Source organism: Aureimonas sp. OT7 (genome assembly GCF_014844055.1).
GTDB lineage: Bacteria > Pseudomonadota > Alphaproteobacteria > Rhizobiales > Rhizobiaceae > Aureimonas > Aureimonas altamirensis_A.
This window is the reverse complement of record NZ_CP062167.1, coordinates 3,504,955-3,530,032: the sequence shown is the minus strand read 5'-3', so window position 1 is coordinate 3,530,032 and position 25,078 is coordinate 3,504,955. Positions and strand designations below refer to the sequence as shown.

Here is a 25,078-nt window from a genome sequence, read left to right as displayed (position 1 = left end):
GAGAACCATGACCAGCCCGCTTCAGCCGCCCGCATCCGCCTATTTCATCACCGAGGAGAAGGAGCGGGCGGAGTCGCATACGCTTGCCGTCATCGTCGACAACGAGCCGGGCGTGCTGGCCCGGGTGATCGGCCTGTTCTCGGGCCGCGGCTATAATATCGAGAGCCTGACCGTGTCCGAAACGGAGCATGCGCGGCATCTATCGCGCATTACGGTGGTAACCCGTGGTGCGCCGCACGTCATCGAGCAGATCAAGAGCCAGCTCGACCGGATCGTGCCGGTGCACAGCGTGGTGGACCTGACCAACGCCGCGGTCGGGAACGGTGAGGACGGCCCCATCGAGCGCGAACTCGCACTGGTCAAGGTTGCCGGCGACGGGGAAGACCGCGTGGAAGCGCTGCGGCTGGCGGACGTGTTTCGCGCCAAGGTGGTGGATTCCAGCACGGCCCATTTCGTGTTCGAGATCACCGGCCGCAGCACCAAGATCGAAAAATTCATCCAGCTGATGAGCCCCATCGGCCTGACGGAAGTGTGCCGCACCGGCGTTTCCGCCATGAGCCGCGGCCGGGAGCCGATGATCGTCATCGGTGAGGAGTAGGTTCGGCAAAGGCCCTGATACATGACCCACGAACTGCTGGTCGGTCTGGTCGTCTTCGCGTTTGTTTCGTCCATCACGCCGGGCCCCAACAACCTCATGCTGATGGCGTCGGGCGTCAATTTCGGCTTCCGCCGCTCCATCCCCCATATGCTCGGCATCTCGGGCGGGTTCGCCGTTCTGCTGCTGGCGGTCGGCATGGGCCTCGGGGCGATCATCCACGCCTATCCCGGACTGTCGCTGGCCATGAAATTCGCCAGTGCGGCCTACCTCATATACCTGGCGTGGCGGATCGCCTTTTCCCGCAGCGTGGGATCCGGCCAGGCCGGTGCGGAGCCCCTGACATTCCTGCAGGCGGCGATGTTCCAGTGGGTCAATCCCAAGGCCTGGGCCATGGCTCTTGTCGGGATGGGGGCCTATGTCAACATGGAACGGCCCTGGCTGTCGGTCGTGCTGGTGGCCGTCATCTTCACCCTCGTCAACCTGCCGAGCGTCTCGGTGTGGACAGGATTCGGCATTGCCCTGCGCGGCTTTCTTGCCAATCGTACGCGTCTGCGCATCTTCAACATCGCGATGGGGCTTCTACTCGTCGCCACCTTGTGGCCGATGCTGCGATGAGCTTGCGGCGCCGGTGTTTTTCTGCGAGGCGGTTGGCATGAAGCTATCGCAACAGCAGGAAGATGCGCTCGACCGCGTCGCAGAATGGTTGAAGACCCGCAACCAGCCGGTTTTCCGGCTGTTCGGATATGCCGGGACCGGCAAGACGACGCTGGCCCGCTACTTTGCCGAGGGGCTGGACGGGCAGGTGCAGTTTGCCGCCTTTACCGGCAAGGCGGCGCAGGTGCTGCGCAGCAAGGGCGCCCGCAACGCCCGCACCATCCATTCGCTGATCTATCGCCCGCGGGGCGAAGAAACAGTCGAGGATGCCGAGACGGGCACCGCCCGCGTTTCGCCGGCCTTTTCGCTGAACCGGCAAAGCCCCGTCGCCAAGGCAAAGCTGATCATCGTGGATGAGTGCTCCATGGTCGACGAGGCCTTGGGCCGCGACCTCTTGAGCTTCGGCACGCCGGTCCTGGTGCTGGGCGACCCGGGGCAGTTGCCGCCGGTATCGGGCGGCGGCTTCTTCACCGAAGCGGAGCCCGACTTCCTCTTGACGGAGATCCACCGGCAGGCGCGCGACAATCCGATCATCGACCTGGCGTTGAAGGTGCGCGAGGGAGAAGAGATCGCCTATGGAGATTATGGGGCGGCGCGCGTCATCTCGCGTCACGAGGTGGACAGGGATGCCGTCCTGGCGGCCGACCAGGTGCTCGTCGGCACCAACCGCACGCGACGGCGCTATAATACGCGCCTGCGGGAGTTGAAAGGCTTTGCAGGCGCTACGCCCATCTCCGGCGACAAGCTGGTCTGCCTGCGCAACGATCCGGCCAAGGGGCTGCTGAACGGCTCGCTGTGGCAGGTCATGACTGCCTCCCGAGAGACGGTGAAGCCCGGCGTCAACCTGATCGTGCGGCCGGAAGACGACGATCTGGACAGGGGCGCGGCGAAGATAAAGCTGTTGAAAGCCGTGTTCGAGGAGCCCGACACGGACATTCCATGGCAGACGCGCAAGCGCTACGACGATTTCGATTTCGGCTATGCCCTGACCGTGCACAAGGCGCAGGGCTCGCAGTGGAACGACGTGATGCTGTTCGACGAAAGTTTCGCGTTCCGCGACACGCGGGAGCGCTGGTTGTACACGGCGATCACCCGGGCGGCCGAACGGTTGACCGTCGTTCGGTAAGGGAGAGGGCGATGACCAGTCTGTCGGTGAACGTGAATGCGGTGGCCATGTTGCGCAATCGGCGCGACCTACCCTGGCCGAGCGTGACGGGCCTGTCGCGTATCGCGCTGGCGGCCGGTGCCGCCGGCATCACCGTGCATCCCCGACCGGATCAGCGGCATATCCGATTCTCCGACGTGCCGGAGCTGCGCGCATTGCTGGATGCCGAGTTTCCCGCGGCGGAATTCAACATCGAGGGCTATCCGACGCCCGAATTTCTCGATCTCGTGCGGACGGGCCGCCCCGACCAGGTGACGCTGGTGCCCGACGATCCGGCGCAGGCGACGTCCGATCATGGCTGGGATTTCATCGGCAGGGCCGCGTTCCTGAAGCCGGTTGTCGACCGACTGAAAGGCGAGGGCATCCGCGTTTCGCTTTTCGCCGACCCCGATCCTACGGGATACGAGCAGGCGGTGGAGATCGGCGCAGACAGGCTCGAGCTCTATACCGGGCCCTACGGCGCCACTTACGACGACAGCGCCGCGCAGAACCTGGAACTGGACCGGCTGCAAACCGCCGGACGACATGCGGAGGCTCTTGGCCTTTCGCTCAATGCCGGCCATGACCTGACCGTCGCCAACCTGCCGCCGCTGCTGCGCCGGCTGCCCGGCATCGCGGAAGTGTCCATCGGCCATGGCCTGACGGCGGAAGCGCTCGAATTCGGGATGGCGGGCGCTGTCGGCCGATTCCTCCGGGCCATCCAGCTGCAAGGCTGACCTTCTGGGTACTTGCAGCCGCTGCGCAAGTGCTGTAGAGGCTCTGGCCGTAACCAGCGTTACGGTTTGGCGCCCACGGCGCGGCAGGGGATTGCGATCGTCTTGAGCGACTCGAGCGACATCGATTGGACGGAAAGACAGGTCGAGCTGCTGGATGCGGCGCTGGCGCTGCTCGTGGCGCTAGGCCGGGCGCCAACGATGACGGAAGTCGCGCGCGAGGCCTCCTGCTCGAAGGAAACGCTCTACAAGTGGTTCGGCGGCCGCGATGGGCTGCTTGCGGCCATGGTTCGACGCCAGGCATCGAAGGTGCGTGGCCTGCCGCTGGGCACCGACGGGCTGGACGCCGCGGCGCTGGTGCTGCGCCTGGAAGTTTTCGCGCGGGACTGGCTGCAGGTCATTCACGGCCAGACATCCGTTGCACTCAACCGGCTTGCCGTCGGCCAGGCTGGACATCAGCGGCATGGCCTCGGCGATATCATGCTCGACAATGGGCCGGCCGCGGTGCGCAGCCGGATCAAGACCTTGCTGGAAGAAGGGCGGTCGCTTGGCCTGCTCGCTTTCGATAGCCCGGACGAGGCGTTCGGCGCCCTGTTCGGCCTGGTCGTTCGCGATACGCAGATCCGCCTTCTGCTCGGCGAAAAGCTCAATGCGGACGACGCATTGGTGGAACACGACGCCAGACTGGCGGTACGCCAGTTCCTGACGCTCTACGGAACAACCAAAATTCGGCCCGGACGGCCGGACCAATCCTGAACTTGGAGGACTGACTATGCGCGTCTATTACGATCGCGATGCCGACCTGAACCTGATCAAGTCCCGCAAGGTGGCGATCGTCGGCTACGGCAGCCAGGGCCGCGCCCATGCGCTGAACCTGAAGGACAGCGGTGCGAAGGACGTCGCCGTGGCGCTGCGTCCCGGCTCGGCGACGGCCAAGAAGGCCGAGGCCGATGGCTTCAAGGTCATGACGGTCGCCGAGGCGGCCGGCTGGGCCGACCTCCTGATGATGGCGACGCCGGACGAATTGCAATCCGACATCTATCGTGACGAAATCGCCCCGCATATTCGCGACGGCGCGGCCATCGCCTTCGCGCACGGCCTGAACGTGCATTTCGGGCTGATCGAGCCGAAGTCCACCGTCGACGTGGTCATGATTGCCCCGAAGGGGCCCGGCCACACGGTGCGCGGCGAATACCAGAAGGGCGGCGGCGTGCCGTGCCTGGTGGCCGTGCACCAGAACCCGTCGGGCAATGCCCTTGAACTTGCGCTGTCCTATGCCTGCGGCGTCGGCGGCGGCCGTTCCGGCATCATCGAGACGAACTTCAAGGAAGAGTGCGAGACCGATCTCTTCGGTGAGCAGGTGGTTCTGTGCGGTGGCCTGGTCGAGCTGATCCGGGCGGGCTTCGAGACGCTGGTCGAGGCCGGCTACGCACCCGAAATGGCCTATTTCGAGTGCCTGCACGAAGTGAAGCTGATCGTCGACCTGATCTATGAGGGCGGCATCGCAAACATGAACTACTCCATCTCCAACACGGCCGAGTGGGGAGAGTACGTCACCGGGCCGCGAATCATCACGGAAGAGACGAAGGCCGAGATGAAGCGCGTTCTGAAGGACATCCAGAGCGGTCGGTTCACCTCCGAGTGGATGCAGGAGTATCGCTCGGGCGGTGCCCGCTTCAAGGGCATCCGCCGGATGAACGACAGCCATCAGATCGAGGAAGTCGGCGAGAAGCTGCGCGGCATGATGCCGTGGATCAAGTCGAACGCGCTGGTCGACAAGGCCCGCAACTGACCTGACGGCCGGGGCCTGGCCCCGACCATTCTGACTTGCTGTTTTCGTTTCATGCCGCCCGGCGCACCGCGCCGGGCGGCATTATTGTTTGCGCGAGTACTTCAACTTGATGTATAGGACATCATGTAGTATAAATTAGATACAACTATAAGTTTTTATTTTAAGGCGGCGGCCATGACTGATATTAGCTTGACACTCGAAGACATCGTCAATCTGCAGCAAAAGCAGAGCGTCACATTGGTCACCGCGTCGCACGACGAGCTGCCCGAGGGCACGCGACTCGAACTATGGCGCGACAACGTCCGGGTGCGCAGCGTCATCGTGGGCGACAATGCGAACTCGACGACGTTCAGCCTGTCCGGTGCCGACTGGGGTGCCGACGGCACGCACGCGTTCAAAGTCCGGACGATCGCGCCCGGCACCGGCGTCGCCGGCGCCTGGAGTGCAAGCGAAACGGTTCTGGTGGATACGCGTCCGCCCTCGCGCCCGACGATTCTGTCCGTTTCCGGCGACAACAAGATCAATTCCAGCGAGCGGTCCGCCGACATTCCCGTCATCGTGTCCCACGAGGCCGCTGTCAGCGGAACCACCATGGACATCCTGATGAACGGGGTGCCGGTCAGGACGGTGACCCTGCAAGCCGGCGCGCGCAGCACGACCGTCGATCTGCCGGCGGCGCTCTTCCAAGAGGTGACCACCTTCGATATCTCCGCCCGGCTGATCGATAGCGCAGCCAATGCCAGCCCGGTCAGTGCCGCGCGTTCGGTACAGGTCATCGCGCAGACTCCGGAAGGTGTCGCCATGCCCGTCCTGGCGGGCGACAATATCGTGTCCGCGGCAGAGCGCGCCACGGTCACGACCGTTTCCGTGCAGCATGCAGGCACTCTTGGCGGCGGCAAGCTGGAGATCTGGCGCGACGGCGTATTGCTGAAGTCGATCGCGATCGCCGCAAACGCGACCTCGACCGCCGTGCGCTTCAGCGGTGCGGATTGGGGCTCCGACGGAAGCCATGTTTTCCAGGCCCGCGTCGTCGACAGCGCCGGCAATCCGGGCGATTTCGGTGGCTCTCAGACCGTCATGGTCGATACCGCCGCTCCGCTGGCGCCGACTTTCTCCGCCATCGCGGGCGATGGGTTCGTCAACGCCGCTGAGGCTGCGCAGGGTGCCGGCTTCACGGTCGAACACCAGGCCGCCGGCGCCGGCGACAAGCTGGAGCTCTATCGCGATCGCGTGCTGATCAGGACCATCGATCTCGATGTCGGCTCTTCCTCGACATCGGTCACCCTGCTGACCAGCGAGTGGGGCGCCGAAGGGGCGCATACGCTCCGCGCACGCGTGGTCGATGCCGGAGGGAATATCGGCGCCTGGAGTGCGAACGCCTCGTACAGCGCCGACACGGCCACGCCGGCAGCCCCCGAGTTGACGGTGATCGCGCGCGACGACCAGGTCAGCGCGGCGGAGAAGGCGCAATCGACGGCGGTCGTCGTCCGCCACGGTCTGGCCATGAGCGGATCGCGCGTCGAGTTGATGCGCGATGACGTGGTGGTGAAGACCGTCACCCTGACGGCCGCCGCCTCTTCGACATCCATCAGCCTGACCGGGGGCGACTGGGGCATCGATGGTGCCCATGCGTTCAAGGCCCGCCTGATCGACGCCGCCGGCAACGAAGGCGAATGGAGCGCGGTTCGGTCCGTCACGGTTGCATCGACGCTTCCCGCGGCGCCTGTCCTCGGGGTCTTCGCAGACGATGGCATGGTGAACGCGGCGGAGCGGATCGCGACGTCGACCCTTTCCGTTGCTCACGAGACGGCTTCCGCCGGGTCCCAGCTGGAACTGTATCGCGGATCGACCCTCGTTCGCCGCGTAAGCATGGCCACGGCCTCGACATCCACGGACCTGCAGTTGTCCGGGATGGACTGGGGTGCCGATGGCCAGGCCGCATTCACCGCGCGCATCGTCGACGCGTACGGAAACGCGAGCGAAGCGAGCGCCGTGTCTACCGTGCTGGTGGATACGCGCAGCCCGCTTGCCGTCACGCTGCCTTCCATCACCGGCGACAACAAGATCACGCTTGGCGAGAAACAGGCGAACGTCACCATCGCCATCGGCCACGAGGCCGCCTCGGACGGTTCGGTCCTGCAGCTCTACCGCGATGGCGCCCTCTGGAAGACGGTCTCACCGGTGGCCGGTGCGACGACATCGAACATCGTCGTGGAGCCGTCCGACTGGGGAGCGCCAGGAACGCTGCAGCTCAAGGCCCGGCTTGTGGATACTGCGGGCAACGAGGGTGCCTGGAGCGTGGAGCAGCGGGTTTCCGTTGCCGGCGCGCTGCCCGCCGCAGTGACCCTTGCAACGGTTGCCACGGACGGGATCGTCAACGCCGAGGAACGGCGTTCGGTCACGTTGTGGCAGGTCAGCCATGAGGCCGCCCTGCCTGGAGGCGTCATCCAGCTATATCGTGACGACGTCCTGTTGAAGTCCGTTACCGCAAGCGCCGGTTCCACCTCTACCGCCATCTCCATGTCCGGCGCGGAATGGGGCGTGGACGGTCAGCATCAGTTCAAAGCGCGCATGGTCGATCCGACGGGCGGCGCGGGTGACTGGAGCGTGGTATCCAGCGTCCGGGTCGACACCAGCCCGCCGGCCGCGGTCGTGGTGCCCGTAATCGCGGGGGATGACCGGATCAACGCCGCCGAGAAGGCGACCGGCGTCCCGCTGGTCATACCGCACGGGGCGGCGCAGCCCGGCAGCATGCTGCAGATATACCGCGATGGCGCGGAGCTGCGGACGGTCGCGCTTTCGGAGGCGTCCACAACCACGACGGTGACGTTGCTGGCGGCGGATATCGGGGCTGACGGCATCCATGTCTTCAAGTTCCGCCTGGTGGACGGCGCCGGTAATCTCGGCGCCTGGAGCTCGGAGCGCCGTGTCCTCGTGGACACGGTGGCGGATGGCGCGCCCGTCATCGAAACCGTGGCCGGGGACGATTTCGTCAACGCGCTCGAAAAGACGAATGTCCGGTTGATAACGGTCGCCCATGACGCCGCCGCAACGGGAACCACGCTATCCCTCTACCGGGACGGCGTTCTTCTGAAGACGGTAACGCCGGCCTATGCGGCCACCTCCACCAGGATCGTCGTCGGCGCCTCGGATTGGGGCGTCGACGGTGCGCATGTCTTCACCGCAAAGCTGGTCGATGCCGCCGGCAACGAAAGCGACCTGAGCGCCGCGCGGAACGTCACCGTCATGACGGGGACGCCGCTTGCACCGACGCTCCCGGTTCTTGGCACCGACGCAATCGTCAATGCCGTCGAAAAGGCGGCATCTTCGACGGTGGCCGTCACGCATGGCGCCATGAGCGAAGGGGCGACGCTCGAGCTTTATCGCGACGGCGTTCGCGTCAAGACCGTGCAGGTTACGGCGGGCCTGACGGCCACCGACCTGGCGATGAGCGGCTCGGACTGGGGAAGCGACGGGTTTCACGGCTTCAAGGTCCGTATCGTGGACGTGGCCGGAAACGTCAGCCAGTTTTCTGCCGAACAGCGGGTTTCCATCGATACGATCGCACCCGTCGCTGCCGTGCTGACGGCTGTCGGCGACGGCAATGTGAACGCGACCGAGAAGCAGGGTGCCACGATCGTCAGGATCTCGCACGAGGCGGCAACGGCGGGTTCGGTCGTCCAGCTCTGGCGGGATGGCGATCTCGTTCGTGCGGTTTCCGTTTCCGCGGGTGTCCGGGCCACGGCGATCACGCTGACCGGCAGCGACTGGGGGAGCGAGGGTGAGCACGCGTTCAAGGCGCGCCTCGTGGACGGTGCCGGCAACATCGGCGCATGGAGCGGGGTGCAGGTCGTTACCGTGGCGTCGTCCGCACCGGCGGCGGTGACCTGGGGTACACTCGCAACGGACAGCATGGTGAATGCCGCGGAGAAAGCGGCGGGGGTCGACGTCGCGATCGGGCATGATGCGGCGGAAACCGGGGCGCGGCTCGAAATCTACAGGGATGACAGGCTCGTAAAGACGGTCGTTCTCGTTGTGGGCGCCACGAGCACGACGGTATCCCTGGCTGCCGGCGACTGGGGCAGCGAGGGTGCGCACGCCTTCACGGCCCGCATGGTCGACGGGTCCGGAAATGCCGGCGCCTGGAGTGAGGTCCGCTCCGTTCTCGTGGACAGCCTGGCTCCAGCGGCATCCTCGATCCTTTCGATAGCCAATAACGGTTCCGTCGGCGCCGCCGAACTCGCGGCGGCTTCGCAGGCGACCGTGCGGCACGATGCGGCGACTGCCGGCTCCAAGCTCGAACTCTACAGCGGCGATACGCTGTTCAAACGCATCGATCTTACGGCCGGCGCGACGCAGACGACGTTCGACATAGACCCGTCCGAATGGGGGGCCGACGGCGTATATGCATTCAAGGCTCGCGTGGTCGACGCAGCCGGCAATGCAGGCGCCTTCAGCTTCTCCAAGACCGTGACTGTCGCGTTGCCAACGACGCTTTCCACTCTCTCGGATGGGGTCGTCAACGGCACGGAACGGATGCAGTCGACCACAGCGACCGTTTCGCACGCCGCCGTGGGGGTTGGCTGGACAATCGAGCTTTATCGGGACTCGACCTTGGTCAAGACCGTTTCGGTGTCCTCCGGGTCTACCTCGACGGCGATCCAGGTGACGGATGCCGATTGGGGCACCGAGGGCACGCACAGCTTCAGCGCCCATCTCGTCAGCCCGGCTTCGGTCATCCGGTCGACGGCTGCGCGTCAGGTGCTCGTCGACTATACCGCTCCGGATGCGGCATCGCTGGCATTGGGCGTGATTGCCGGTGACGACACCGTCACGGCGGTCGAGCGCCAGCAGTCCGCCGACGCCATCGTAACGCATGCCGCGGCAGAAACCGGAGAAAGCCTCAACTTCTACCGGGACGGCGTCCTGGTGAAAAGCGTGGCGGTCGCCGCCGGCTCCACATCGACGGCCGTTTCATTCAGCGAGTCCGATTGGGGCAGCGACGGTTCTCACGCCTTTACGGTCAGCCTGGTGGATGCAGCAGGCAACGTCACCGTGCAGAGCGCGGCCCGCACCGTCACGGTGGAACCGGCCACATCGCTACTCGATATCTCTGCCGCGGCCGTGCGCGACCAGTCGGCCCTCCTGGTATGGGATCGTTACACACCGGCGCAGGCGGGGCACACCGTCGCCTACCGGATCTTCAACGGTAGCACGCTGTTGGGGGAGACGACGGACCTTGCCTACAAGGTCGAGGGGCTGACGGCCTCGACGGATTACGTGCTGTCGGTGAAGGTCGTCGAGCAGGGCGTACAAACCAACCTTGGCGAGCAGATCGCATTCCATACGACGGCGTCCGGCTGGTGGGACATCCCGCAGGTCTATTCCCCCTATATCGATGTCGGAATCGGTCCGGTCACCTATAACAACCATCTCAAGGTCATCGAGCAGTCCGGGCTCAAGGCCGTCACTCTCGGCTTCCTGATCCTGAAGCCCGAGGGTTGGATCGACGCCGACCATGCGTCCCAGGTCGATGGCACCGGTGTTCCGACCGGTAATACCGACGGCCTGCGGTGGGGCGAGTCGAATACCACGATCTTCCCGTCGGACATGATCACCGAGACCGTTTCCGTGAAGGCGATGATCGCCGAGCTGCAGAGCAAGAATATCGACGTCACCATCGCACTCGGCGGCTTTTCCGGAAGCGAGCCTGCGCTTTACGAGACGGATGTCGAAAAGCTGACGGCGATCTACCAGTCGATCATCGACGAATACGGCATCAAGCACCTCGATATCGATATCGAGGGCGCGTCGCTGAACTCCCTGGAATCCGGGGGGTATCACGGCTTCTATCCGCAATCCTATCTCGACCAGACCCACCTCAATCGCATCGAGGCGCTCAAGGCCATCAAGGAGGCGAACCCGGATGTGTCGATCTCCTTCACCCTGCCGGTCCTGCCATCAGGATTGCTGCCGAATGCCGTCGCCCTGATGCAGATGGTCAAGGACGAGGGTTTCGGCCTCGATGTCCTGAATATCATGGCCATGGATTACGGTACGGGCGATCCGGATCAGGGACGCAACGCCGTCGAGGCGGCCCAGAATACCATTGCCCAGTTGCGGGGACTGGGGTTGGCCACGAAGGTCGGCGTTACGCCGATGATCGGCATCAATGACGTGATCAGTGAGGTGTTCACGCTCGAGGATGCGCGCGAACTGCTCGAATTCGCGAAGGACAATCCCGATATCGCGTCCCTCGGCATCTGGTCGCTTGGCCGCGACCTTCCGAGCGATCCAGGCTCCAACGGTTTCACGCAGGACGATGTCATCCCCAACGGCAGTGCGATCGTCGACCAGACGCACTATGAGTTCTCGGGCATCTTCAACCAGCTTTCCAATGTGGGCGCGGGCTACAATCCGGCCAGCGGCCTGACCGTTCTGGGCGTGGTCTCCGGCAACGATATGGTCGGTACCGCCGAAAGCACGGCAACGACCCAGGTGACCGCCAACTTCCCGGCGGCCGTTGCCGGGTCCCAGCTTCAGGTGATCCGCGACGGCATCGTCGTCAAGACGCTGGCGCTCACCGCAGGCGCCACATCGCGCGATGTGGCGTTGAGCGGCGCGGACTGGGGCGCGGAAGGCGTTCATATGTTCTCCGTCCGCGTGGTCAACGGCAGTGGCGCTACCCTGTCGACCAGCGCTCCGCGTGCGGTGACCGTGGACAAGACCGCGCCCACAGCGCCGGTGGTCGGCCAGCAGGCCGGTGACGATGCGGTGGGGTCGCAGGAGGCAAGCAATGGCCTTGCCTTCACCTTCACGCATGCCGTCGCCGATGCCGGGACGAAGGCGCGGATTTTCCGCGACGGGGTTCTGGTCAAGACGGTGACGCTGGCAACGGACTCGACCCAGACGCAGGTCATGCTCTATGGCAGCGACTGGGGGACGGTCGGCACTGCCGCCACGCCGTCCTACACGGTTCAGCTCATCGACGCGGCCGGCAATGCCTCGGCCGCCAGCGCCGGGCATACCGTTGCCGTCTCCAAATACGCAACGCTGCAGAACTGGGACGCCGGCAAGAACTATCCGTACAATTCCACGGTGCAGGGCAGCCAGCCGTTCTACGTCCTGCATGACGGGGTGGTGTATCGCACGAAGTGGTACGCTTCCCTTGGCGAGGAGCCCGGCACGATCAGCGACCCTTCCTCGGACCCCTGGGAAGTGGTGGAAACGCTGCCGACGAATCCGCAGCCGCAGGTGGGGGACTTGCGTATCCTGCCGACCGCGTTGGCCGACACCTCGGTCATGCTGATGTGGGATGCGCACGCGGCAAGCAGCAGCGGTGCTGCGGTGACCTACAAGATCTACAAGGGCACCGATCTACTCACGACCACCTCGAACCTGTCCTATAAGGTCACCGGCCTGACGGCGTCGACTGCCTACCAATTCTCGGTTCATGTCGTAGAAAATGGAACGGAAACGCAGGTCGCGGAAAGCGTTTCGGTTCAAACGACCGCCTATCCGTTGTGGGACATCGCCCAGTACTACTCCCCCTATATCGACATGGGGCTTGGCAAGTCGCAGGGCCAGTTGGAAGCGCTGACCACGAGCAACGCCAAGCACGTGACCCTCGCGTTCCTGGTGCTCAAGCCGGACGGATGGGTGGATTCCGACACGCCGGCAGCCGTGGACGCGAACGGCAACCCGACAGGCGTCACCCATGGTCTGCGTTGGGGTGAAGGCAACCTGTCGATCTTCCCGGACGACAAGACGGCGAACGGCAGCACCACGATCAAGGCGCTGATCCAGCAACTGCAGGGCAGGGGCATCGACGTCACGATCGGTCTCGGCGGTTTCTCCGGCAGCGAGCCGGCCCTGTTCGTGACCAATGTGCAGGCGCTCACCGCCATGTACCAGTCCGTACTCGACACCTATGGGGTCAAGCATCTCGACATCGACATCGAAGGCGCGTCGCTGAATTCGGTCGAGTCCGGCGGATATCACGGCTTCTACCACCAGGCCTATCTGGACCAGACGCACCTGAACCGGATCGAGGCGCTGAAGGCCATCAAGGCCGCCAACCCCGACGTGACGATCTCCTACACGATCCCGATCACGCCGGACGGCATGCTGCCGAACGCCGTCGCCCTGATGCAGATGGTCAAGGACCACGGCCTCGATCTGGATGTCGTCAACATCATGGCCATGGATTATGGGGCGGGGGACTGGGGCCATCGCGGCGACCAGGGGCGCAACGCCATCGACGCCGCCCGCAACACCATCGCGCAGTTGCGGCAGATCGGACTCGATGCCAAGGTCGGCATCACGCCGATGATCGGCATCAACGACGTCCAGACCGAGATCTTCACACTCCAGGATGCGCAGGAACTCCTGGCATTCGCCAAGGACAATCCGGATGTCGCATCCCTGGGCATCTGGTCGCTCGGCCGCGATGAAACCGGTACGCCAGGTCAGTTGACCGTGGGCGGCAGCGGGATCACGCAGGACCCATACGGGTTCACCACGATCTTCGAAGGCATCACCGATGCCGGTGCGGGCTATGATACCCACTCGGGGCTGACGATCGTCAACGCCTTGTCGTCCGACGATATTGTCAACGCGGCCGAAAAGACCGGCGGCGTATCCTTCACGGTCAATCATGCCGCAGCAGTGGCCAACTCGGTCGTGAAGCTCTACCGCGACGGCGTCCTGATCAAGTCCGTCGCGGCATCGGCCGGATCGAACCAGACGACGGTCAGTATCAGCGGAAGCGACTTCGGCTCGATCGACGGCGACTACACCTTTGCCGCATCCCTGGTCTCCAATGGTGTGGAGGGAACCAGGAGTGTCCTCCATCACGTGATCGTCGACACCGTGGCCCCAACGGCTCCGGTGATCGCGGCAGTCAGCAGCGATCATAAGGTCGTTGGTGGCGAGGGTGCCGAAGGCATCCCTGTTTCCTTCTCGCATGGCGCGGCATCTGCCGGCTCCAAGCTCGACATCTACAAGGACGGCGCGCTGATCCGTACCGTCACCATGCTCGCCGGAACGACCCAGACGTCGGTCAGCCTCTATGCGGCGGACCTCGGCCTTGCCACGGAATCCAACACGACGATCGCCCTGACCGCCAAGGTGCGTGATCTGGCGGGCAATATCGGCGGCACGTCGGCGACGGAATCGGTGATCGTCCAGAAGTACGCCTTCGTAAAGCCCTGGACGGATGCGGTCGGCGCCTACACGAGCGGCGGCCTGTATGCGAGCTATGAGGGACAGGTCTACAAGACGAAATGGTATCCCAGCGACTACACGCCCCCTTCGGCCAGTTCGGAGTGGACGCTTGTCGGGCCCCTCTATTCCGATCCGGCGGTGCCGAACGCGCCGACGCGCCTTTATGCAACGGGCATCAGCCAGACGGGCGCCTTCGTCATGTGGGACAAGGCGCTCATACCGGGCACCGGGACGGTGTCGGGCTACGACATCTTCGTCGACGGTACGAAGGTCGGCAGCGCAACCGACACGCAGTTCTCGCTGACGGGGCTGACGGCGGCGCATACCTATGCCGTAACGGTTGTGGCCAAGGACGAGACCGGATCGTCGGTCGCTTCTACGCCGCTATCGGTCATCACGCGCTCCAGCCCGGTGCCGGACATCGCGCAGACCTACACGATCGTGGCGGATGTCAGCCGGACCGATACCGACGTCACGAACTTCATCGGCCATTCTTCGTCCATGTCCACGAGTTACATCCACAACCATGTGGAGAACATGAGCAACTCGATTGTCTGGGCCGGGGGCAACTCCTCACTGATCGGTGTCGGCGGCCAGGATAGATGGATGAACTACGGTGCAGCCGGAACCGGGAATACCACCGGGCAGGGTCAGATCAACGAATACGCAAGCTCTGGGGGGAAACCGGTTATTCTGTCGTTCGCACGGGATACCTCCGACAGCACCAGCGACTTGGCCCTCGGATATCCAACCTCATCGGCTCTATTGCCCCAGCTGTCAGCCCTGACAAGTCGATATAATACCGACTACGTCGATTTCACCTTCTGGAATTCCGACCTCAGCGCCTACGCGACGAATGCGAGCAAACATACGGTCCGCGATCTCGCCCTTCGGGATCTCGACAACCAGAAGAACGATGCACTGCACATCTCCTACACCGTCGAAACGTCGACGACCGGCCTCACGGCGGGTGCGTTCCAGATGTTGCAGGCGGCGCATGGGACCGGTGTCAAGCTGGATGTGCTGAACATCCTGGCCGCGGACTACTGGGGCTCGGGAAGCGGGATCGACATGGGCCGAACGGCCATCGATGTCGCGCTTGACGCCATCCAGAAGCTCGACGCTGTCGGTTACACCGATACCAAGGTCGGTATCCTGGTACGAGCCGGCGCCAATGGCGGCGGGGGCACGTTCTCGATTGACGATGCACAGCAGATCTACGCATTCGCCAAGGAAAACCCGCACATCTCCGGCATCGGGCTGCTCAATCCCTATCAGGAAACCAACTACAATTACTCCAACATATTCAACAATCTCTAGGTATCGCCGTCCCGGCATGCGCTGTGCATGCCAGGTGACGATCCAAGGGATCGAAGCAATCATGAAGCGCGAATCGGCCTCCGGTTCGCGCTTTCCTTTTACTCAGCCCAAGGTCCTGCAACCGCAGGCCGAATGCTCATCACATGCGGGCCGGTCGCTATCGTCGTGCAAGGTGGCGGGATAGTGTCAGTGAAGGGGCGGGGACTTTCGCGGCGCAAGGCCGACTTACCTCGCTGTCGTCCTAGCCCTCTTCGTCCGCCGCGTCGTTGGATGGGCCACGAGCGACTCTCTGAAACGCGACGTCGCCGATCGAAGCTTACGCTGCACCTGTCTCAAGGTTCACGCGCCAGTCGAAGGCCGAATGCAATCAACAGAAATCCACTTGCGCCATCGATGACACGTCGTACCGTCCGGCGCAGGAGGAGAGTGCGCGCCAAATCGAAAGCCAGTGCCATCCCGACAAGCCAGAGCGTTCCAAGCGCCGGCAAGGTCATCGCAAAAAGAACCCAGTGTGCAATGGGGGCCGAAGGTCCGACAAACTGTGGCAGCAGCGCGAGATAGAAAACCAGGATCTTCGGATTCGTGATGTTGCACAACAGGCCGTCCCGAAAACCACGGAGGGGCACCCCGGATTCTCCTTCGTCGTTCCGGGGATAGACCCCCTTTACGGCGGACCGTATCGCTTGCGCCCAGCCAGAGAAGGTATGCGACCCCAAGCCACCTGATCGCCTCGAACAGCGGTTGGACTGCAACGATCACGGAACCGACACCGACAGAAACCAGGATCGCCTGCATGGACGAGGCCGTACCGATCCCGAGCGCAGTCGCGACCCCGGCGGAGCGTCCTCTTGCAAGCGTATTGCGCAGTACCATCAACTGGTCCACGCCCGGGATGAGGATAACCGTTACGACGACAATGATGAATTCGGCTGTCATACCGGTCTCCTGTGACATCAGGGCCATGCAGGTACTGGTCGTGGTCACCATTTTGGGCGCCGACATCCATGCCGGCGCCAAACAGCCATGCTGACTCAGCCCATCCGATGATCAAGGTTGGCGACGGGTGGGTACGACCCTGTCGGCATATGCGGGATGGACAACCCCCGATCGGCCACCGAGCCAGCCGGCGCCGGCACCCAGTACCAGGGCGACAAACGCCAGGATCGCTCCAGTTGCCACACTGGCCGCGGCAGCGTCCGCGGCTTCAGTGGCGGCCTGTTGCGCCCTCGCGACGGTATCGCGATACCGCTGCTCGATCTGGGCAACCTGCTGCTGGGCTTGGTCAAGGGGAATCGACCGTGCCTGGGCAAGCGCTTCAGCGGCTTCCTGCCGTGCTTGATCAGCCCCGTCGGGTCCGCTCGTTGCCAGAGCGCGCATCGCATTCACTGCGTTCGCCTGGAGTGCTTCAGGATCGGTACCGGTAGCAGCAACCTGCCCTTCGATGGCGTCGAGGGGATTTACGTCCTGAAGTGCAGGACTGGCGGTCTCCGCGATCGTCGAGCCGACGCCGCCGATGGCGCTTGACACGCCGCTGAATACGCCGCCCACGAGAGCCCCGACCGAGCTTGTCAGAAAGTACAACACCAGGAGCGTCGTTACGGCCCAGGTGGTGAGCCCATGCAGAGCGCCCGACGTTGGGACGGTCTTGCCGGACATTCGGGCCGAAACATACCCCCCGGCAAACGCAGCAATCAGGCCGGAAACTACGTACCAAATTCCGGCCGCGATGGAGAACGTCGAAGCTGCAGGATTGTCGCCTGTTCCGGGGTCCAGCGTCGCTACGCCGATACCGACCCCCAGCATCGTAAGTAAGACCTGTACGATCAGCGCAAGGGCGACACCAGAAAAGATCGCTCCCCAGGACACCTTGTTGATCATGATTGCATGCGCGTCGTCCACAACGGACGGGGAGGTATGAGCCGCGTCAACACCTGCTGGCCTCGGTCGAGTAGGATCGCTCATCGTATCGTTACCTTCGATATGCGGCCGCCAGCACCACGTCGGCTGCACGCGTAAAACCTGATAACGATCAGTTGAAGCGATGGTTCGCTCGCCGGGGTCCAGGTGCGGACTGTATGTCAGTGGCCGGCCAAACGTTCATCTGGCGGTTCCGATAAGCCCTTTCGCAGTCTGTTCTAGAGCTTCGCCAGTTTCCCCGAAGAGACCAGCAAGGATCGCCTGCCGGCTTTCAGGGCGTCTATCTCGGGGCGTGACGGTGCCGACGGGGACGCGACACGGCGGCATCGACGGGTGCATCGACGATATGTATGCGACCTTCAACGCTCGCATGGATCGCAATGCGGAAACGACGTCACACGGGGGCGCGGCGATCTCATCGGCGATTGCGGGCCTCGATACCAGGCTCGCCGTTCGGGCCCGGAAATTCCAAAGCATGGGCAAGAGGGTCGAGAGTGGCCGGCGAAACTGACGGTAGCGTGCGAGGGCTAAACTTCCTAAAGGGGACGGGTCGCACCTGTGCGATAGAGACTCGCGAGGAGATATTCCCTCCGCAGTGGGAATTCATCTATCGGTGCAGGTAGAGGAGGGCGAAAATGGGTATCAAGAAGGAGCAGAGGTATTGTGCCGCCGAGGACAGGCTGGTTCTCGGCGAGAAAAACACGCCAAACCACTTTTTGCACTTGGTGCTTACAGTGCTCACGGGCGGTCTTTGGCTCATCGTTTGGTTCTGTCTTGCTGCCGTCAATCGGCCGTACCGATGCCCAAACTGCGGAGAGAAAACAGAGGGGGTCTGGCTTTATCGCAAGCTTGAGAAGCGCAAGAAGCGAGATGCAATCCGGGCAGCCAAAATAACCTCCAAGACGAACAAAAGCCCCGCCTAAGCGGGGCTTTCTTTATGCCGTCCGAGAACACAGCTAGAACGATTTCTGCAAACTGGCTGCAAACCAAGGCGTCCCGGTCTAACCCCGGTTCGCCATCGTTCGTCTAACGTGTTCATTTCATTCAAGGAAAATGGTGGGTGATGTAGGGATCGAACCTACGACCCGCTGATTAAGAGTCAGCTGCTCTACCAACTGAGCTAATCACCCGAGCGCCTTCGCGCTGTGAGCCGGTTGGCCCGTGCTCACGAGCGGGTTTCTAGTGGCTGAGGGCGGCGGTGTCCAGAGCTTCGCTGCACTTTTTTCAGAATGCGGCCCGGACTTCCTCGAAACGGTCCGTTTCAGGGCGAAAAGGGTGTGAAGCGATGGCGTGCGTGTCTATATGGGAACTGCCAGACACGGCCTGGCGACAGGCCAGATTGATGGGGTTTCTCAAATGTATCCGCATACGCAGCTTCTGATCGCCGGCGAATGGGTCAACGGCGAGGGGGGCGACTCGATCGAAGTCGTCAATCCGGCAACCGGTGACGTCATCGGAACGGTGGCCAAGGCCGCCACGTCCGATCTGGACAGGGCCCTTGCCGCGTCCGATTCGGCGTTCAGGACCTGGCGCAAGGTGCCAGCCGTAGAACGGTCGCGGCTGTTGCGGCGTGCGGCGGAGATCGTCCGCGAACGCGCCGACGACATTGCCCGGACCCTCACGACCGAACAGGGCAAGCCGCTTGCCGAGGCGAAGGGCGAGGTGCTCTCCTGCGCCGACGTGCTGGAATGGTCTGCCGAGGAGGCGCGCCGTATCTATGGGCGCCTTATCCCGCCGCGCGCCGATGGCGTGAACCAGCGCGTGCTGCGCGAGCCGGTGGGCCCGGTGGCCGCCTTCACGCCGTGGAACTTTCCCGTCAGCCAGGTGGTAAAGAAGGTGGCGCCGGCCCTCGCGGCCGGATGCACCATCATCGTCAAGGCGGCGGAAGAGACGCCGGCCTCTCCGGCGCTCCTGATCCGTGCGATCGTCGATGCCGGGATTCCGGCCGGCGTCGTACAACTCGTCTATGGCTCGCCAGCCGAGATTTCCGGCCACCTGGTGCCGCACCCGGTTATCCGCAAGGTGTCCTTTACCGGATCCGTGCCGGTCGGCAAGCATCTCGCCGCCCTGGCCGGACAGCACATGAAGCGCGCCACGATGGAACTCGGCGGCCATGCGCCGGTGATGGTGTTCGACGACGTCGATGTGGACAGTGCCGCCGCAACGCTGGTCGGTTCCAAATATCGCAATGCCGGGCAGGTCTGCGTATCGCCGACCCGCTTCCTGATCCAGGAATCGATCTACGACGATTTCGTCAGCCGCTTCGTGGAGAAGGCATCGGCGTTGAAGGTGGCCAACGGCCTCGACGACGGTACCCAGATGGGCCCTCTCGTCAACGAGAAGCGCGTCCAGGCGGTGGACGAGCTCATCTCCGATGCGGTGCGCGATGGGGCCGAGCTTTCGCTCGGCGGCGAGCGGATCGGCAACAAGGGATCCTTCTACAAGCCCTCCGTCCTGCGCAATGTCGACAGGACCATGCGCATCATGAACGAAGAGCCCTTCGGCCCGGTGGCGCTGATGACGCCTTTCGCCAAGGTGGACGAGGTGATCGAAGAAGCCAATCGCCTGCCATTCGGCCTTGCGAGCTATGCCTTCACGCGGTCCGCGCGGACCGTGGAGACGCTGGCCGATTCCGTCGAAGCCGGCATGATGACGATCAATCATCTCGGCCTCGCGCTTCCTGAAACGCCGTTCGGCGGCATGAAGGATTCCGGCTACGGGTCGGAGGGCGGGGCGGAATCGATGGACGCCTACCTGACCACCAAATTCGTGACGCATAACGCCCTGTACTAGGACGCAAGCTGTCACGCATTCGTGAATTGCCCCCCGCTTCGAGCGGGGGGACGCTTTCTCGCATGCGCTGCCGACCGTACCTCGCCGCTGCTATTGCAGCGTCCGTCGCCGCCGCCGTCTTCGCCGTGCCATCCGCGGCGCAGGATGTCGATGTGGACGTGGAACTGGTGCTCGCGGTGGACGTCTCGTGGTCGATGGATATGTCAGAACAGGCGATCCAGCGGGATGGGTATATCGCCGCCTTTCGAAGCCCGGAGGTGCAGAGAGCCATTCTGGACGGCGGGTGGGGCCGGGTCGCGGTGACCTATGTCGAATGGGCCGGCAGCTTCACCCAGTCCGTGGTGGTGCCGTGGACCCTGATCGACTCTCGCGAGGCAGCGGACGGTTTCGCCTATCGGCTGTCGCAAGAGGAACCGAACCGCGAAAGACGCACCTCCCTTTCCGCTGCCCTGGATTTCTCCGCGGCGCTGTTCGCGGATAATGGCTTTGCCGGATTGCGCCGGGTGATCGACGTTTCGGGCGATGGCCCCAACAATCAGGGTCGGCCGGTGGACGTGGCGCGAGATGCAGCCGTGGCGCGGGGGGTGACGATCAACGGCCTGCCCCTGATGACGTCCGGAGAAGAGCCCGGCAACTTTTCCTGGGGTGGCATCGCAAATCTCGATGCCTATTATACCGCCTGCGTGACGGGCGGCCCCGGAGCCTTCGTCATCCCGGTCAACGACTGGTCGCAGTTTCCGGAGGCGATACGCCGCAAACTCATCCTCGAGCTTGCGGGCACATGGCCGAAGCCAGTCGGCGCCGAGGCGCCCATACGGGTTCAGGCAAGTGAGACGGCGGTCGATTGCCGCATCGGCGAACGCATGTGGCAGCAACGCCTGGAGCGTTGGAGCCCGCCCAATTGATCAGCGTCGACGCGTGTCCTGCTTGTGGCGACGCCAGATCGAACTTTGTTCGAAGCCCAGCACGATAATGATCGCCAGCCCGAACGGGATGAGCAGATAGAGGATGCGGAAAACCAGAAGGGCCGCAAGGACGTCCGTTTCGGGCAGGAAGGGGAAACCGGCCAGGAAGGCCACTTCCAGGACGCCAAGACCGCCGGGCGCATGGGATATGAGCGCCAGCGAGAAGGCAATCACGAAAACGGCGACCACCATCATGTAGCCGGGGTGGTTTTCCGGCGGCAGCGCGAAATAGATGATGGCCGCCGCCGCAAGGATTTCCGCCGGCGCAATGACGAGTTGGCGCAACACGACGTCACGCGCAGGATAATACAGGTTGAACTTGCCGATGCGCAGAGGACGCAGGCCCGCGAAGCTGCCGAAGACATAGAGGGCAACGAGCAGCAGGATGGCCGTCGCGATCGCCCGCGGGACGACAGGCGACACGTCGAAATAGCCGTTCAGCGCTTCGGGATAGACGAGCAGCGACACCGCCGACACGATCAGGACGCCGAGAGCGAAGGTGAACGAGCAGAAGGCAATGAGCAGCGCGACGTCGGAAACGCTGAGGCCCTTGGACGTGTAGGCCCTGTATCGCACCACCGCGCCGGAAAACACCGATGCTCCGATATTGTGGGACAGGGCGTAGGTGGTGAACGAGGTGGCAAGCACGAAGCGAAACGGAATCCAGCGCTTCAGATGGCGCAAGGCCAACTGATCGTAGAGCGCCAGCATGGTGTAGGCCACGATGGCGGCAACGGCGCTGAGGGTCCATTGCCGGGCCGAGATCGCCTGGAAGCTGGTGAGGATGGCGTCGAGCGAAAGCTCCCTGACTTCGTGAAACAGGATCCAGCCGGAAAAGATCACCGCGGCGAGACCGATGACCGGCCAGATGTAGTCCTTAAGCTTCATCGGGCTTCTCGCTACCTCCAGTTTTCGGATTGGTTCATCCCGCGGCGCGGCAGGGCACGACCTGTCTTATCGTCTGCCCGGATACGAAGAAAGTGCGACAAACGATTAATCGACCGCGCGCGAACCGGCCCGGGTAAAGCCTCAAGTCCCTGTTATCGATTTTTGAAGGCAAGTGGAACGAATTGCCACATGTGGCGTTTTCTAGGCATAGGCAGTTTAACCTGGAGTAACAACCATGCCCCGTCGTACCGCAACCATCGCTCTCGGCCTCGTCGCTGTCATGGCGCTTTCGGCATGTGCCAATACCGTACGCGGCGTGGGCCGCGATGTCGGCAACACCGTGTCAGCAACCGAGGGTGCCGTAAACGACGTGGCGAGCCGCTAACCCTGCCAGCCACCTGGCGCCATACTCCTTTGTTTCACCAGGACCCGCGAGCCTTATCCGCTCGCGGGTATTTTTTCGTCGACGCGACAAAGATGCGAGTGCGTTAGGCTAACCTTAGTGAATCTGCCTTAAGCCTGATGACGCGGCGACGTCGCCCATGCCCCGGCTTCAGGTCTTGCGTACCGGGGCAAGCCGCCATCTCCGCCCGATGTACGGGGCAGGGCGCGTTCAATCTCGCTGTGATGGAACGGCTTGCGGACATGCGGCATCGAGCGCATGTCGGCTGGTATCTCGCCGGGATTGGCCGTTACGAAGACAAACCGCACACCCATCGCCCGAAGGCGCTCGGCAATCGGTTGCGAGGTCGCGCCGGCTGGCCGCAGATTGACATCCAGAAGAGCAAAATCGACGCCCTGTGACAGATGGGCAAGCGCCTGTTCGACGGTTGCGGCAAACAGGCACTCAGCGCCCGTGTGTGCCTGGACGATGTCCTCCAGGTCCATGGCGATAAGCGCGTCATCTTCGACGATCAGGATACGCATCGTACGGCCTCCTGCCTGGAATCGGCCCGGCGGCTGGTTGCCGGACATCTAGGCGGGACTCGAACCCGCCTGACAAGGAAACGCCGTTGGCTGACGACGGTTGCCCCGCGGGGCGGTTCTGTTTCGATATGCTCTATGAACGGTTAACGATCTGCCAGCGCCTGTGGAACCACATCCACTGTTCCGGCGTCTCGCGGACCCACCGCTCGACGATGTCATTGAGCACCTGCGCGCTTGCCGTGACGTCTATATCGCCGTCGCCGGTGCGTGGCAAATCCAGCTTCGGCTCCAGCTGCAGCCGGTATCGGCCATTGGGCAGGCGGACACAGCGCGCCGGATAGACTTCGGCGTCGAACTGGCGCGCCAGCTTGGGCAGAAGCGGGTTTGTCAGGCACGGCCGGCCGAAGAAGAGCGATTGAATGCCCTTCTGGAACTTCTGGTCCACCAGCATGCCAACGGCCCGGCCTTCGTCCAGCCGGGCGGCAAGGTTGCGGGCGGCCCCCGCCTTGGACGGCACGAGATGCCCGCCATCGGTGCGCCGCGCATTCAGAACACGGGCTGCGATAAAGGGATTGTTGGGCTGGCGGAACAGGGCCGTGACCTCCAGCCCGAAGGTCGCCGCGCAGACCGGCAGCAGCTCGAAGCAGCCGATATGCGCCGTGAAGAAGATGAAGGGGCCTTTGCGATCCCGCAGTTCCTCGAAGAGCGCAACCCCGTCCACGTCGATCAGGCCCTCGCCATCGGGCCGGCCGGGCACGTAGTCGAAAAGGCGATCCAGAAAGACGTATTCGGCGGCGATCCGCCCCATCTGCCCCCAGTTGGCACGGGCGGTTCGCTCCGCCCAGGCGGCGTCCTTGTCAGGATAGGCCTGCCGCAGATTGTCGAGGGCCAGCTTGTGGCGGGGCGTCAACGGGCCAAGCGTCCGCGCAAGCCAGTCGGCGAAGTTCAATGCCTTGTGCGGGGGCAGCCGCTTCAGCACCGCCAGCAACGAAAAGGCGATCTGCGCGACGACCCAGTCGACCATCAGGCCGAGGCGATCGCGCAGGCGGCGCAACCCCCTCTTCATCCGTCCTGCGCGTCCGACATGCGCAGGATGATCTTGCCGAAGACCTGCCGCCCTTCCATCCGCTTCAAAGCCGGGGCGATGTCGTCGAGGCCGACTTCCATGTCGATCACGGGCTGGACGCTGCCTTCGGCCATCTTCTGCATGGCGTCGGCCATGTTCTCCATACGGCAGCCGAACGAGCCCAGCAGCTTCAACTGCTGCTGGAAGAGCTGCATCAGGTTCATCTGGGTCGAGACGCCCGAGGTCGAACCGCAAGTGACCAGCCGGCCGCCACGCTTCATGCACAGCATGGAGCCGGCCCATGTGTCGGCGCCCACATGTTCGAATACGACGTCGACACCGCGTTTGCGCGTGAGCTTTCGCACGACGCCCTCGAACCGGTCGGTCCGGTAGTTGATGACATGATCTGCCCCGAGAGCCCGCGCCTTCTCGATCTTGTCGTCCGAGCCGACGGTGGTGATGACGGTGGCGCCGTGCCGCTTGGCAAGCTGGATGGCGGCGGTGCCGATGCCCGAACCGCCGGCATGAACAAGAATGGTTTCGCCGGGTTGCAGCCGGGCATTGTCGAAGAGCATGTGCTCCACGGTACCGAAGGTGACGGGGGCGAGCGCCGCCCCGACAGCGTCGCAGCGCGGCGGCGCAGGTACCAGAAGCCGGGCCGGCAAGTTGATACGCTCCTGCGCGAACCCGTCGAGATGAAAGCCGTGGACGCCGGACACATGCTCGCAGAGATTATCGCGCCCTTCCCGGCACGGGCGGCACAGGCCGCAGGTGCGCGCGCCATAGATCGATACGAGCTGGCCAGGAACGAGGCCGGACGTGCCCTCGCCGAGGCGCTCCACGACGCCCGAGGCTTCCGCGCCGATGGTCAGCGGCAGTTTGCGCTTGGCGAAGGCCATGCCGCGCCAGCCCCAGACATCGATATGGTTGAGCGCGACGACGCGGATGGCCACGGTGACCTCGCCGGGGCCGGGCGGCGGCGGCGGCGGCAGGTCGACCACTTTGAGGTCGCGGTCCGCGACGAGTTGCAAGGCGCGCATCTTGGTCTCTCGTAA

General features: G+C 63.7%; 18 protein-coding genes and 1 tRNA gene. 12 read left to right on the top strand and 7 right to left on the bottom strand.

Annotated features, from left to right (window positions below):
- Positions 1-7 precede the first annotated feature (7 nt).
- The 7 genes from ilvN (at position 8) to IGS74_RS16845 (ending at position 15,467) form a co-directional block, all read left to right on the top strand.
- Positions 8-598: an acetolactate synthase small subunit gene (gene ilvN / locus IGS74_RS16875; RefSeq protein WP_039191697.1), complete on the top strand. Its 591-nt coding sequence runs from the start codon at positions 8-10 to the stop codon at positions 596-598.
- Positions 599-619: 21 nt separating this feature from the next.
- Positions 620-1,213, top strand: coding sequence for a LysE family translocator (locus IGS74_RS16870; protein WP_192387639.1), 594 nt, complete (start codon positions 620-622; stop codon positions 1,211-1,213).
- Between the two features lie 37 nt (positions 1,214-1,250).
- Positions 1,251-2,378: an ATP-dependent RecD-like DNA helicase gene (locus tag IGS74_RS16865; protein ID WP_039191702.1), complete on the top strand. Its 1,128-nt coding sequence runs from the start codon at positions 1,251-1,253 to the stop codon at positions 2,376-2,378.
- 11 nt (positions 2,379-2,389) lie between these two features.
- Positions 2,390-3,133 (top strand): pyridoxine 5'-phosphate synthase, encoded by a 744-nt coding sequence (locus IGS74_RS16860; protein WP_192387637.1) that lies wholly within the window; start codon positions 2,390-2,392, stop codon positions 3,131-3,133.
- A gap of 102 nt (positions 3,134-3,235) precedes the next feature.
- Entirely contained in the window at positions 3,236-3,886 is a 651-nt protein-coding gene (locus tag IGS74_RS16855; RefSeq protein ID WP_246722625.1) for a TetR/AcrR family transcriptional regulator C-terminal domain-containing protein, read from the top strand.
- Between the two features lie 16 nt (positions 3,887-3,902).
- Positions 3,903-4,922, top strand: coding sequence for a ketol-acid reductoisomerase (ilvC, locus tag IGS74_RS16850; protein WP_039191707.1), 1,020 nt, complete (start codon positions 3,903-3,905; stop codon positions 4,920-4,922).
- 174 nt (positions 4,923-5,096) lie between these two features.
- Complete coding sequence (locus IGS74_RS16845; RefSeq protein WP_192387635.1) at positions 5,097-15,467, top strand: glycosyl hydrolase family 18 protein; 10,371 nt, start codon at positions 5,097-5,099, stop codon at positions 15,465-15,467.
- 332 nt (positions 15,468-15,799) lie between these two features.
- Here IGS74_RS16845 and IGS74_RS20440 read toward each other — a convergent pair whose 3' ends face one another.
- Positions 15,800-16,093, bottom strand: a complete 294-nt coding sequence (locus IGS74_RS20440; RefSeq protein ID WP_192387633.1) for a LysE family transporter — start codon at positions 16,091-16,093, stop codon at positions 15,800-15,802.
- Positions 16,094-16,260: 167 nt separating this feature from the next.
- Between IGS74_RS20440 and IGS74_RS20320 the strand changes: the two genes are divergently transcribed.
- The gene (locus IGS74_RS20320; protein ID WP_246723225.1) at positions 16,261-16,497 is read left to right on the top strand and encodes a hypothetical protein; all 237 of its coding nucleotides are present in this window, start codon (positions 16,261-16,263) and stop codon (positions 16,495-16,497) included.
- Positions 16,498-16,514: 17 nt separating this feature from the next.
- Here IGS74_RS20320 and IGS74_RS16830 read toward each other — a convergent pair whose 3' ends face one another.
- Complete coding sequence (locus IGS74_RS16830) at positions 16,515-17,345, bottom strand: PhnA-like protein (RefSeq protein WP_246722623.1); 831 nt, start codon at positions 17,343-17,345, stop codon at positions 16,515-16,517.
- Between the two features lie 674 nt (positions 17,346-18,019).
- Between IGS74_RS16830 and IGS74_RS16825 the strand changes: the two genes are divergently transcribed.
- Positions 18,020-18,307 (top strand): hypothetical protein, encoded by a 288-nt coding sequence (locus IGS74_RS16825; protein ID WP_192387629.1) that lies wholly within the window; start codon positions 18,020-18,022, stop codon positions 18,305-18,307.
- A gap of 131 nt (positions 18,308-18,438) precedes the next feature.
- Here IGS74_RS16825 and IGS74_RS16820 read toward each other — a convergent pair.
- Positions 18,439-18,514, bottom strand: a tRNA-Lys gene (locus IGS74_RS16820).
- Positions 18,515-18,740: 226 nt separating this feature from the next.
- On the opposite strand from IGS74_RS16820, the gene IGS74_RS16815 reads away from it, so the two are divergent.
- Together IGS74_RS16815 and IGS74_RS16810 are read left to right on the top strand one after the other, a co-directional pair.
- On the top strand, positions 18,741-20,177 hold the full coding sequence (locus tag IGS74_RS16815; RefSeq protein ID WP_192387627.1) for an NAD-dependent succinate-semialdehyde dehydrogenase: 1,437 nt from the start codon (positions 18,741-18,743) through the stop codon (positions 20,175-20,177).
- A 62-nt stretch (positions 20,178-20,239) separates the two neighbouring features.
- Positions 20,240-21,082 carry a DUF1194 domain-containing protein gene (locus IGS74_RS16810; RefSeq protein WP_192387625.1) on the top strand — a complete coding sequence of 281 codons (843 nt, stop codon included), beginning with the start codon at positions 20,240-20,242 and terminating at the stop codon, positions 21,080-21,082.
- On the opposite strand, the gene IGS74_RS16805 is transcribed toward IGS74_RS16810, so the two are convergent.
- On the bottom strand, positions 21,083-22,030 hold the full coding sequence (locus IGS74_RS16805; RefSeq protein WP_192387623.1) for a UPF0104 family protein: 948 nt from the start codon (positions 22,028-22,030) through the stop codon (positions 21,083-21,085).
- A gap of 235 nt (positions 22,031-22,265) precedes the next feature.
- On the opposite strand from IGS74_RS16805, the gene IGS74_RS16800 reads away from it, so the two are divergent.
- Positions 22,266-22,415 carry a hypothetical protein gene (locus tag IGS74_RS16800; protein WP_192387621.1) on the top strand — a complete coding sequence of 50 codons (150 nt, stop codon included), beginning with the start codon at positions 22,266-22,268 and terminating at the stop codon, positions 22,413-22,415.
- 128 nt (positions 22,416-22,543) lie between these two features.
- Here the strand turns inward: IGS74_RS16800 and IGS74_RS16795 are convergent, their stop codons facing one another.
- The 3 genes from IGS74_RS16795 to IGS74_RS16785 form a co-directional block, all read right to left on the bottom strand.
- Positions 22,544-22,957: a response regulator gene (locus IGS74_RS16795; RefSeq protein WP_192387619.1), complete on the bottom strand. Its 414-nt coding sequence runs from the start codon at positions 22,955-22,957 to the stop codon at positions 22,544-22,546.
- Between the two features lie 133 nt (positions 22,958-23,090).
- On the bottom strand, positions 23,091-24,023 hold the full coding sequence (locus IGS74_RS16790; protein WP_192387617.1) for a lipid A biosynthesis lauroyl acyltransferase: 933 nt from the start codon (positions 24,021-24,023) through the stop codon (positions 23,091-23,093).
- The gene (locus tag IGS74_RS16785; protein ID WP_039191734.1) at positions 24,020-25,063 is read right to left on the bottom strand and encodes a zinc-binding dehydrogenase; all 1,044 of its coding nucleotides are present in this window, start codon (positions 25,061-25,063) and stop codon (positions 24,020-24,022) included. The genes IGS74_RS16790 and IGS74_RS16785 overlap by 4 nt, the downstream gene beginning before the upstream one ends.
- Between the last annotated feature and the right edge of the window lie 15 nt (positions 25,064-25,078).